10 protein-coding genes and 1 pseudogene are annotated in these 10,980 nt (G+C 74.8%); 10 read left to right on the top strand and 1 reads right to left on the bottom strand.

Going from position 1 to position 10,980, the window contains the following annotated elements:
* The 6 genes from MPTA5024_RS33060 to MPTA5024_RS33035 form a co-directional block, all read left to right on the top strand.
* The coding region (locus tag MPTA5024_RS33060) for a hypothetical protein (protein ID WP_036331630.1) at nucleotides 1-427 on the top strand (427 nt) is incomplete at its 5' end.
* 140 nt (nucleotides 428-567) lie between these two features.
* Nucleotides 568-933, top strand: coding sequence for a hypothetical protein (locus MPTA5024_RS33055; protein ID WP_036331628.1), 366 nt, complete (start codon nucleotides 568-570; stop codon nucleotides 931-933).
* Nucleotides 934-1,135: 202 nt separating this feature from the next.
* Nucleotides 1,136-1,966, top strand: a complete 831-nt coding sequence (locus tag MPTA5024_RS33050) for a glycosyltransferase family 2 protein (protein WP_084370194.1) — start codon at nucleotides 1,136-1,138, stop codon at nucleotides 1,964-1,966.
* Nucleotides 1,963-2,910, top strand: a complete 948-nt coding sequence (locus tag MPTA5024_RS33045; RefSeq protein ID WP_036332116.1) for a glycosyltransferase family 2 protein — start codon at nucleotides 1,963-1,965, stop codon at nucleotides 2,908-2,910. The genes MPTA5024_RS33050 and MPTA5024_RS33045 overlap by 4 nt, the downstream gene beginning before the upstream one ends.
* Nucleotides 2,907-3,701 carry a polysaccharide deacetylase family protein gene (locus tag MPTA5024_RS33040; RefSeq protein WP_036331626.1) on the top strand — a complete coding sequence of 265 codons (795 nt, stop codon included), beginning with the start codon at nucleotides 2,907-2,909 and terminating at the stop codon, nucleotides 3,699-3,701. Before MPTA5024_RS33045 ends, MPTA5024_RS33040 begins: the two co-directional genes overlap by 4 nt.
* A 75-nt stretch (nucleotides 3,702-3,776) precedes the next feature.
* A complete protein-coding gene (locus tag MPTA5024_RS33035; protein ID WP_198167535.1) occupies nucleotides 3,777-4,379 on the top strand; it encodes a hypothetical protein in 603 nt (200 codons plus the stop codon).
* On the opposite strand, the gene pdxR is transcribed toward MPTA5024_RS33035, so the two are convergent.
* Nucleotides 4,354-5,748 (bottom strand): MocR-like pyridoxine biosynthesis transcription factor PdxR, encoded by a 1,395-nt coding sequence (gene pdxR / locus MPTA5024_RS33030; protein WP_036331624.1) that lies wholly within the window; start codon nucleotides 5,746-5,748, stop codon nucleotides 4,354-4,356. The two genes, MPTA5024_RS33035 and pdxR, sit on opposite strands and share 26 nt — an antisense overlap.
* Nucleotides 5,749-5,816: 68 nt before the next feature.
* Between pdxR and MPTA5024_RS33025 the strand changes: the two genes are divergently transcribed.
* The 4 genes and pseudogenes from MPTA5024_RS33025 to MPTA5024_RS42900 form a co-directional block, all read left to right on the top strand.
* Nucleotides 5,817-6,455, top strand: a complete 639-nt coding sequence (locus MPTA5024_RS33025; protein ID WP_036331622.1) for a pyridoxamine 5'-phosphate oxidase family protein — start codon at nucleotides 5,817-5,819, stop codon at nucleotides 6,453-6,455.
* Between the two features lie 58 nt (nucleotides 6,456-6,513).
* Entirely contained in the window at nucleotides 6,514-8,766 is a 2,253-nt protein-coding gene (locus tag MPTA5024_RS44430; RefSeq protein WP_084370193.1) for a serine/threonine-protein kinase, read from the top strand.
* Nucleotides 8,767-8,813: 47 nt separating this feature from the next.
* Nucleotides 8,814-10,424, top strand: coding sequence for a serine/threonine-protein kinase (locus tag MPTA5024_RS33015; RefSeq protein WP_036331621.1), 1,611 nt, complete (start codon nucleotides 8,814-8,816; stop codon nucleotides 10,422-10,424).
* Nucleotides 10,425-10,980 (top strand): annotated as a pseudogene (locus tag MPTA5024_RS42900) (hypothetical protein); the annotation flags it as partial.

The raw sequence follows: 10,980 nt of genomic DNA, 5'->3' as shown, positions 1-10,980 counted from the left end.
CCCCCAGGCCCGTCCCCGGCCGTCCCGCGCCCCGGCCGGCCGCCCGCCGACCCGCACGCCGGCCGCGGCGAGCCTGTCCGCCTCCTGCCCGGGGGACATCGGCTCGGCCGCCGGCAGCGTGATCAATCTGTCGGCCCGCGAGGCCGCGGTCGAGTGGACGGCCATCACGACGGACGGCCTTGCCGTCTCCCCGGCGCACGGCCGGCTCAAGGCGGGCGCGACCGGGCGGATCACGGTCGCCGTCGTGGACCCGGGCGTCCCCGGCAGCGGCGCGGTGACGTTCCGGTCGGCCGCCGGGTCCCCCTCCTGCCACATCTCCTGGCGGGGTCAGGAGGGCACCGGCGACGCCGATCCCGAGCCCGACCCTCCGTCGGACACGCCGTCGAGCACACCGGAGGCGAACCCCTCGGTCAGCCCCTCCGCCTGAACTCCTCGCAACATGTCGGATAAGATCACAGCTTTCCACTGTGATCCGGTAAACCCGTCGCTCACCTGAGGCGTCGCCATTGACGTCCGATGAAGCCGGTTGGTCCGATGAACGGGCCGCCATCCGAGGAGTAAGCAGCAATGGGCAGCAAGGTCGCCGTCGTCAAGGTCGTGCTCGCCGTGGCGTGCGCGGCCGGAGCGGTGCTCGCGCTGGCGGACGTCCAGACCCCGGTCAGGATGGTCCTCACGCCCCTGTTCCTGCTGGTCGTCCCCGGTGCCGCGGTGGCCGGACTGTTGCGCGATCGTGACCCTCTCGCCGTGCTCACGGTGGGCGCAGCGGCCAGCCTGGCTATCAACGTCCTACTCGCCGAAGCCATGCTCCTGTTCGACGCCTGGTCGCCCCGCGCCGGGGTCGCGACGATCGGGGTGCTCGGCTTCTTCCTGCTCGTCATCCGGTTGCTGTACCGGGGACAGGCAACCGTGGAACAGGGGGCAGGCACGAGGTGACCGTCACCACGCATCTCCGGGAGCCCGAGGCCATCGGACTCGCCCGCCGGACCGCCCCGCCCCGTTCGCGGTAACCCCCTCAGACCATCACGCCCCCTCCCTGCCCTGAGACCGGGATGGAGACCGCCTCTCCATCCAGTCGCGCCGGTCCGACGGCAGTCTCCGCTCATGACAGACCGCCCGGAAGGACATCCCAGTCACCATGAGTCCCGAGATCACCGAGCACGGTGTCAAGTCGCAGTTCGCCACGCTGCGGTCGCTGCCGGCTGTCGACCGCTACACGCCGCTCGGTCCCCATCTCGCCGTCGCCCCGACGGTGAGCGTCGTCATCCCCGCGATGAACGAGGCGGAGAACCTGCCGCACGTCTTCGCCACGCTCCCCCAGTGGGTCCACGAGGTGGTCCTGGTCGACGGCCACTCGTCCGACGACACGGTGGCGGTCGCCCGGCGGCTGCGTCCCAACCTCCGCGTCGTGCACCAGCGCGGGCGGGGCAAGGGCGACGCGCTCGCCGAGGGCTTCGCCGCCTGCACCGGTGAGATCATCGTGATGATCGACGCCGACGGCTCGACGGACGGCCGGGAGATCATCCAGTTCGTCAGCGCCCTCGTCAGCGGCGCGGACTTCGCCAAGGGCTCCCGCTACATCGCGGGCGGCGGCAGCGACGACCTGACCTTCAACCGCCGGTTCGGCAACACCGTGCTGCGCACGATCGTCAACTGGCTCTACGGCACCCGCTACACCGACCTCTGCTACGGATACAACGCCTTCTGGGCGCGTCACCTGCCGCTTCTCGACCTCGACTGCGAGGGCTTCGAGGTCGAGACGCTGATGAACATCCGGGCCGCCCGCGCCGGGCTGCGAGTGCACGAGGTGCCGAGCCACGAGCGCTGCCGCATCCACGGCGAGAGCAACCTGCGCGCCGTCCGCGACGGCCTGCGCGTGCTGCGCACGATCGTCCGCGAATGGCGGCGCGTCCCCCGGCCCGTCCCGGTGACCGCTCCGGCCGCGGCCGCCGACAAGGGCGCGGCATGACGCTGCGGATCTCCGTCGTCGTCTGCGTCTACACCGAGGACCGCTGGGACGACATCCGGGCGGCCGTCGAGTCGGTGCGCGCCCAGCGGCGGGAGCCGCACGAGCTGATCCTCGTGGTGGACCACAACCCGGACCTCCATCTGCGGCTGAAGCGGGAGTACCCGGACGTCGTGGTGCTGGAGAACGCCCACGAGCGGGGGCTGTCGGGCGGCAAGAACACGGGGACCGAGGCGGCCACCGGCGACGTGGTGGCCTTCCTCGACGACGACGCGGTGGCCTCGCCCGAGTGGCTGGCCGCGTTCGAGGACGCCTTCGCCTCCGGCCCGGCGGTCGTCGGGGTGGGCGGCCTGACCCGGCCCCTGTGGGCGACGGGTGAGCGCCCCCGCTGGTTCCCCGAGGAGTTCGACTGGACGGTGGGGTGCACCTACCGGGGCATGCCGGTCGAGCGGGCCCCCATCCGCAACGTGATGGGCGGCAACGCGGCCTTCCTCCGCGAGGTGATCGGCGGGGTCGGCGGCTTCAGCACGCAGATCGGGCGCAACGTGCAGGGCCGCAGGAGCAGGCCGCTGGGCTGCGAGGAGACCGAGTTCTGCATCCGGCTGTCGCAGCGCAGGCCGGGCTCGGTCATGCTGTTCGAGCCCGGGGCGGCCATCGGCCACAAGGTCTCCCCGGCGCGGTCCCGTTTCGCGTACTTCCGGTCGCGCTGCTTCGCCGAGGGCCTGTCGAAGGCCCTGGTGACCAACAGCGTCGGCGCCGGGGACGGGCTGTCGAGCGAGCGGAGCTACACGTTCAGGACGCTGCCGCTCGGCGTGCTGCGCGGTCTCGGCGACGCCCTGCGGGGCGACGTGGCCGGGCTCGGCCGCGCCGGCGCCATCGTCGTCGGCCTGGCCTGGACGACCTGGGGGTACGTGCTCGGCACCGCCCGCATGAAGGCGCGGTCATGACGCGGGTGCCCGTCCTGATGTACCACTCGGTCACCGACCGGCCGACCCCCGCCACCCGCCCCCACGCCGTACGGCCGGGGGACTTCGCCGACCAGATGGCGTACCTGAAGGACGGCGGGTTCACCCCGCTGACCTTCGGCGGCCTGGTGGCCGCGCTGGAGGAGGGGCGGCTGCCCGCCCGGCCGGTCGTGATCACGTTCGACGACGGATACGAGGACTTCCACGCGCGGGCCCTGCCGGTCCTCGACCGGCTGGGGCTCCCGAGCACGGTGTTCCTCACCAGCGGGTGGGTCAGCGACGCCGGGGGCGACGCGGCGGGCCGCCCGCTCGACCGCACGCTGAGCTGGTCGCAGGTGCGGGAGGCGGCCGACCACGGGGTGGAGATCGCCGGGCACAGCCACAGCCATCCCCAGCTCGACCAGCTGCCCGCCGGGGCGCTGCGGGAGGAGCTGAGGCGCAACAAGGCCCTGCTGGAGGACCGGCTCGGGCGCCCGGTGACCACCATGGCCTACCCGTACGGCTACTCGAGCGCCCGGGTGCGCGAGGAGGTCCGCAGGGCGGGCTACCGAGCGGCCTGCTCGGTGGACAACGCGCTCGCCGGAGGCCGCCACGGGATGTTCGACGTCCCCCGGCTGACGGTCGGCCGGACCACCACGGCGGCCCGCTTCCGGATGGCCGTCGAGGGCCGCGGCGTTCCCCTCGTGTATCTCAGGGAACGCATTCTCACCAGGGGTTACGCGGTCGTGCGGGGCGGCCGCCGGAGCGCGCGGAGGATCGCCACCCGCCAGTAACAATCAGGCGTCGCGAGGTGTCAGCGGGAGCTCGAAAGGGGAAAAACGACGCGACCGAGGATTTGAGGGGGCATTGTGGCCCAAGCATGGCTGCCCGGCGCCAGCCGACTTCCCTCCCCCGAGGACTCCGGAGCGATGCTCGGCGGAGCGCCACGGGTCGTCTGGTTCATCTGGCCCGCCGATCCCCAGGCGGTCTCGGCCAGATCCGTCGCACAGCGGCTCATCCAGCTGAAACGCCCTCCGCACCTGGTATGGAACCCGGTGACCGGGGAGATCGTCCAGGTGCTCCCGCCCCTTCGGGCGGCCGGCGGCCTCGCCGGGGACCGGGGCAGGAACGGGCGGGTCTGCGTGCAGATCCAAGTCGTCGGCTCCGCCCAGGAGCCGTTCACGGACACCAAGCTCGACGGGCTCGACGACATCCTGGCCTGGCTGGACTCGTGGGGCGTCCCCCGCCGCTGGCCGGCCGGCCCGCCCCTGCCGTACCCCCACTCGCTGGTGGCCACGCGCAGCGGCCGGCTGTGGGCGCGCGGCGGGCACTTCGGCCACTCGCAGGTGCCGGGGACCCGGGACGGCGACCCCGGGTCGATCGACATCGCGCGGATCGTCGGCGAGGAGGGGCTGCGGGTCGACGTGCCCCGGCCCAGGGAGGACTTCAGGCTCCTGGAACGGGTGATATAAGCTCCCGGATCACCTCGCACCCCCGGCGCACGTCGGCGAGGGACACTGACCCGTATCCCAGCACGAGGCCGTGGACCCGCGGCGGCCCGTGGTGGTGGCGGTCGGTCGCGTCCAGCAGCACGCCGCGCTCCCGCGCCCGCTCCACCAGGCCCGGGAGCGCCGCCGCCGGCACCTCGATCATGACGTGCAGCCCGGCGGTGTCGCCGTGGACGAGCGGCCCGAGCGCCTCGACGATGGCGGCCCGGCGGCGGGCGTACTCCAGCCGCGTCCGCCGCAGGTGCCGGTCGAGGTCGCCGCGGGCCAGCATCGTGGCCACGGCGGCCTGGACCGGGCCGGGCGTGCGGTCGGTCAGCTCCTCACGCCGCCGGGCCACCCGGTCGAGCAGCGGCCCAGCGGCCACGAGCCAGCCCACCCCGACATCGGGGCTGAGCGACTTCGACAGCGTGCCGAGCAGCACCACCCGGGCGGGGTCGAGGCCGTACAGGGCGGGCAGCGGCGCGACGTCGTAGCGGAACTCGGCGTCGTAGTCGTCCTCGACGATCATGGCTCCCGTACGGCGGGCCCAGGCCAGCAGGCGCTCCCTGCGCGGGATCGGCAGCCGCCCGCCCACCGGGTACTGGTGGGCGGGCGTCGTGTACAGCACCCGCAGGTCGTCGGGCAGCGCCTCGACGATCACGCCCTGGTCGTCCACGGGGCACGGGACGATCTGCGCGCCCCGGCCCGCGAACACGGTGCGCGCCTTGCGGTAGCCCGGCTCCTCGACCCCCGCCCGCGCCCCCGGGCCGAGGAGGGTCGCGGCGATGAGGTCGAGCCCGTTGCCGGTGCCCCGCGTGACCATGACGTCGCCCGCCCCCACCGGGACGGCCCTGGCCCGCCGCAGGTGCTCGGCGAGCAGCTCGCGCAGCTCCGGCCGGCCGTACGGGTCGGGGGCGTCGTCGAGCGGCAGGTCGCCGGCCGAGCGCCAGGCGCGCCGCCAGGCCGCCCGGTCGTGGTCGTGCACCCACGGCCGCCCGGGCCGCAGGTCGATCAGGCCGTCGGGCCGGGGACGGGACGCGGGCACGGTCCGCGCGGCGGGGACGGCCCCGACTGCGGGGCCCTCGGGGTGGCCGGACGTCCCCTCGGCCACGTACGTCCCCGAGCCGTGCCGGCCGTCGAGCCAGCCCTCGGCGTACAGCTGCTGGTAGGCGTCGGTGACGACGGTGCGGCTGACGCCGAGCAGCGCGGCCAGGCCGCGCGTGGACGGCAGCCGCTCGCCGTCCTTGAGGGCGCCGGTCCGCATCGCCTCGCGGAGCTGGCCGCCCACCTGGACGGCGAGGGGCACCGGCGACGACCGGTCGACGACCAGGGGAAGGTCGATGTGCGCGCGCAAAGTGGTCTCCCGAGAGCTGCCGGAAGTGGACGTGGTCCGCCGGTCCACTTGCGCCTAACGTAACGGACATGCTCTCCACAACCGCCCGTACCACCCTGAACCGCTCGAAGGAGCGCGGACGGACCGACCGCGCCGACCTCTACGCCGTGCTCGACGCCGGGCTCGTCTGCCACCTCGGGCTCGTGGCCGGCGGCTCGCCGATGGTGATCCCCACGGGGTACGGCCGGGTGGGGGACACGCTCTACCTCCACGGCTCCACCGGGGCCCGCTCCCTGCGCGAGGCGGCCGGCGCCCCCGTCTGCGTCACCGTGACGCACGTCGACGGGGTCGTCCTGGCCCGCTCCACCTTCCACCACTCGGTCAACTACCGCTCCGCCATGATCTACGGCACCCTGCGGGTCGTCGAGGACCCCGCCGAGCGGATGGAGGGGCTGCGGGCGATCACCGAGCAGCTCGCCCCCGGCCAGTGGGACGCCCTGCGGCTCCCCGACCGCAAGGAGCTCGCCGCCACCGCCGTGGCCGCCGTCTCGCTGGAGGAGGCCTCGGTGAAGACGCGGCAGGGCCCGCCGAAGGACGACGACGAGGACTACGCCCTCCCCGTCTGGGCCGGTGTGCTGCCGCTCGTCGTGTCCTGGGGGACCCCCGAGCCCGACCCGGCGCTGCCGCCGGGGATTCCGGTCCCCGAGCACATCCGCAACAGGGGATAGCGAGCACCACGGATGTTTCGGCACACTTTGGGCCAACCTGTTCTCATGGGAGGCTTCGATGAGTGCCGCCGGCTATTGGAACGTGCCGGGCTACGCGGTGGTCCGCGAGCTCGGCGCGGGCGGCGGCGGCCGCGTCGTCCTGGCCCTCCACGAGGCGTCCGGGTCCCACGTGGCCGTCAAGTACCTGTCCGACGCCCTGCGCGCCGAGCCCGGCTTCCTCGAACGGTTCCGCCAGGAGGCCCGCCTCCTCGTCGAGCTGGAGGACCCCCACGTGGTCCAGCTCTACGAGTACGTCGAGACGGGCCACGGCGCCGCGATCGTCATGGAGCTGGTCAACGGCGCCACCCTGCGGGCACTGCTGAACGAGCACGGCCCGACCGGGCCGGAGGCCGCGCTGGCCGTGCTCAAGGGCTCGCTGCTCGGCCTGTCCGCCGCCCATGAGTCGGGGGTCGTCCACCGGGACTACAAGCCCGAGAACGTGCTCGTCCAGGGCGACGGGACGAGCAAGCTCGCCGACTTCGGCGTGGCCGTCCGCGCCGAAGGGCCCACCAGCCCCGCAGGCACCCCGCCGTACATGGCCCCCGAGCAGTGGATCGGGCTCGCCCCCTCCCCGGCGTCCGACGTGTACGCCGCGACCGTCGTCTTCTTCGAGTGCCTGACCGGCCACCGGCCGTACCGGGCCGACGACGGGGCGGCCCTCCGGCACCAGCACCAGACGGCGGCGATCCCCCTCGACGAGGTGCCCGAGCCGGTGCGCGGGCTCGTCGAGCGGGGTCTGGCCAAGGACCCTGCACTGCGCCCGGCGAGCGCCGCCGTGCTCGTGGCCGACCTCGACGAGGTCGCGACCGCCGCGTACGGCGCGGACTGGGAGGAGCGGGGCCGCCGGAAGCTGGCCGCGCTCGCCGCCGCGCTGGCGGCCGCCTTCCCGCTCAACCGGCAGGAGCCGGCCGAGTTCTCCACCTCGCTGGCACGGACCGTCCTGCGGCCGTTCCGGCGCACCCGGGTGCGGCTCGTCGCCGGGGCAGCGCTGCTCGTGCTCGCGGGGGGCGGGGTCAGCGCCTACGCCCTGGGCGCGGCGGGGTCCGGGGGGTCCGCCTCGCACGCGGCCGCGCCGCCGACGTCCCCGGCCGTGTCCCCAGCCGTGTCCCCAGCCGTGTCCCCAGCCGTGTCCCCGGCCACGCCATCAGCCACCGCGACGCCGCAGCAGTCGCCGCCGGACTCCCCGTCGGCGCCGGCGTCCCCGGCCCGCTCGGAGGCCGCCGCGCCGCCCAGCCCGCCGCCGGCCCACTCGCCGAGCCCGTCGCCGAGCCACCCGAAGCCGTCCCCCGCGACGAAGGTGCTCGCCGCGCAGGTGGGCGGCCTGTCGCTGCCGGCGGGGGCGCGCACCTCGCCCGCCGTGGGGCACGGCACCGTCACCGTCACGACGAGCGGGACCGCGAAGGTCACGCTGACCGTGCGCTTCACCGTGAACGGCGCGGTGAGGGCCACCGAGACGCTCACGCTGAAGGGCGCGACCCGCTACACGCAGGCGGTCTCCCACGATCTCGGCGCCCGGCCGTGCTCGGGCACGTGGGGGATCACCGCGTCCACGGACCCGGGCTCCGGCGCCCACGCGGGCACGGCGGCCGTCCCGGCCTGCCCCACCGCCGTGACCGGCCTCGACGTCACGGCGCTCACCGTGACAGGCGCGAAGACGGCGGCCGCCACGGTGCGGGTCACCGCCGACGGGCCCGGGCTCGTCCGGCTGATCGGGGAGTTCTCCGCGCCGAACGGCACCACCGGCCGCCAGGACGTGGGGCTGTCCGGCAAGACGTCCTACACCCGCACGCTCTCGTTCGCCTTCCCTCAGCGGGTGTGCGGGCAGAAGGTCGCCTTCACGGCGTCCACCGACCCGGCGGCGCCCGGCGGCGCGGTCACCCGGAGCGTCGCCGTCGACTGCCCGGCGGCAGTGACGTCCGTCACCGTGAAACGCCTCGCGCGCACGGGGACCGCCGCCACCGCCACCGTCGCCGTCGTCACCGCGAACGCCAAGCAGGTGCGGCTCACCCTGACCTGGCTCCTGGCCGGGAAGGCCGCCGGCACCCGGACCGTGACGCTCTCCGGCAAGACGTCGTACACGGTCACGCAGACGTTCACCTACCCGCGCCTGCCCTGCGGGACGGCCTGGGGCGTGCGGGCCGCCACCGTCCCCGCGGCGCCGGGCGGCGCGTCGACGCTGACCAAGAAGACGGCCGCCTGCGGGACCACGGCGCTTGACACGAATCCACGACTGTTTCATGACTTTTCGACCCTCCGCCTCAGGCGTCACTAAGCTACGTTCTCGTCCACGGCGGGGGGCCCAGGCGATGAGGAGACCGTATGTACGGCCAGACAGGCGCCTGGCGTGTCCCCGGCTACACGGAGATCCGTGAGCTCGGTTCGGGCGGCGCGGGGCGGGTGGTGCTCGCCCGCCACGACCCCGACGACGTGCTCGTGGCGATCAAGTATCTGTCCGCGGAGCTGATGTCGGACCTCCACTTCGTCGCCAGGTTCCGGCACGAGGCCCGGCTGCTGGCCGCGATGGACGTCAACCCGCACGCCGCCCGGTTCTACGAGTACGTCGAGGCCCCCCAGGGCGCCGCGATCGTCATGGAGCTGATCGACGGCGTGTCGCTGCGCGCGATGCTGCGCTCGGAGGGCCCCACCGGCCCGGAGGCGGCGCTCGCGGTGCTCAAGGGGTCCCTCCTCGGGCTCGCCGGGGCCCACGAGATCGGCGTCGTCCACCGGGACTACAAGCCCGAGAACGTCATGATCGAGTCCGACGGCAACAGCAAGCTCGTCGACTTCGGGATCGCGGCCCAGGCCGGGCAGGGCGTCCACGCCGCCGGCACCCCGCCGTACATGGCCCCGGAGCAGTGGACGGGCGGCCAGGCGGGCCCGGCGACCGACGTGTACGCCGCGACCGTCGTGTTCTTCGAGTGCCTCACAGGCGGGCGGCCCTTCCGCGCGCAGAACCTCGCCGCGCTGGCCCGCCAGCACCAGGCCACCCCGCCCCCGGTCGACGAGGTGCCGCCGCCGCTGCGCGGCCTGATCGAGCGCGGCATGGCCAAGCGGCCGGAGGACCGCCCGCGGTCGGCCGAGGAGTTCCTCGGCGAGCTCGAGGAGATCGCCGCCGGAACGTACGGCCCGGCGTGGGAGGACCGGGGCCGCCGGCGCCTGGCGGCGCTGGCCGGCCTCCTGGTGCCGTTCTTCCCGCTCGCCGAGGAGCCTCCCGAGGTCTCGACCACCGTGGCCGAGACCAGGCTGGGCGGCCTGCTCGGCCGGGCCGGCATGAAGATCGGCCTCACCCTGGTCGCCATGTGCGTGATCGCGGGAGGGACGGCGGCCCTCGTCAACTCCGTCAGCGGGACCACGCTCCAGGCGGGCACCACGGCCGACACCCCCACGCCGGCGGCTCCGACGACGGCCGACCCGGCGACGACCGAGCCCGAGGACGAGCCGACGCCGGAGGACACCCCGTCGGAGGAGCCGACCAAGCCCCCGGCCTCGAAGACGCCGACGGCCGCGCCGGCGACCACCGCCGCTCCCCCCGCGCCCACGCCGACCTCGCGGCCCACGGCGCGGCCGACGCCCAAGCCCACCCGCAAGCCGACGCCGAAGCCCACGCCCAAGCCGACGAAGAAGCCGGCGCCCTCGCCGACCGCACCGCAGCCCGACCCCACGGTCACGGCCAACCTGCCCGGCGACCCGTCGCCGACCACCCGTCCGACCGCGCAGCCGTCGCCCACGCGGACGACGCCGAGCTCGACCCCCACCGTCTCGACGCAGCCGTCCACCCCGGACACGCCGCGGCTGACCAGCGCCTCGCCCTCCTCCGACCCCTCGGCGGCCCCGATGGGCGCTCTTGCCCTGGGCATGGTGACGACGGGCCTCGTTCCCGCCACACTTGCGGTGAGAAGGATGGGCGGAAGGCATCGGAGGCGGGGGTAGATGCAGGACGGCGCCGCCGTCGCGGGGCACCGGCTCACCGGGCGCACCCGGACCAGCGAGCTCGGCACCTGGAGCGACGCGGTCTCCCCGGAGGGCGTCCCCTCCGGCGTGCTCCGGCTCGATCCGCGCGACCTCGCCGCGCCGGGAGCGCGGGAACGGCTGGTCGCGGCGGTCACCGCGGACCGGCGGCTGCGGCAGAGCGGGGTCACCGGGCTGATGCCCGTGGCCGACCTGGTGGCCGCCCGCGACGAGGTCTACCTGATCACCGCCGCCCGGCCGGTGCCGACGGTGGCCGACCTGCTCGCCGAGGCCGGCGGCCGCCTCGACGCGGGCAGCGCCGCGACCGTCCTGGTCGAGACCGCCCAGACACTGCTGGCCGTCCACGCCGCGGGGCTCGCGCACGGCGCGGTCCACCCCGGCACGGTCGTGGTCGCCGAGGACGGCTCCGCCCTGCTCGCCGAGCGCGGCCTGATGGAGGCCCTGCGCGGCGAGCGCGCCTCCGCCGAGCGGGACGTGGCGGCCTGGGCCGCGCTGGCGCGGGGCCTGGCGCTCAGCT

The organism is Microbispora sp. ATCC PTA-5024 (assembly GCF_000511135.2).
Lineage (GTDB): Bacteria > Actinomycetota > Actinomycetes > Streptosporangiales > Streptosporangiaceae > Microbispora > Microbispora corallina.
The sequence above is the reverse complement of the archived record's forward strand: the minus strand, read 5'-3'. Positions and strand labels throughout refer to the sequence as shown.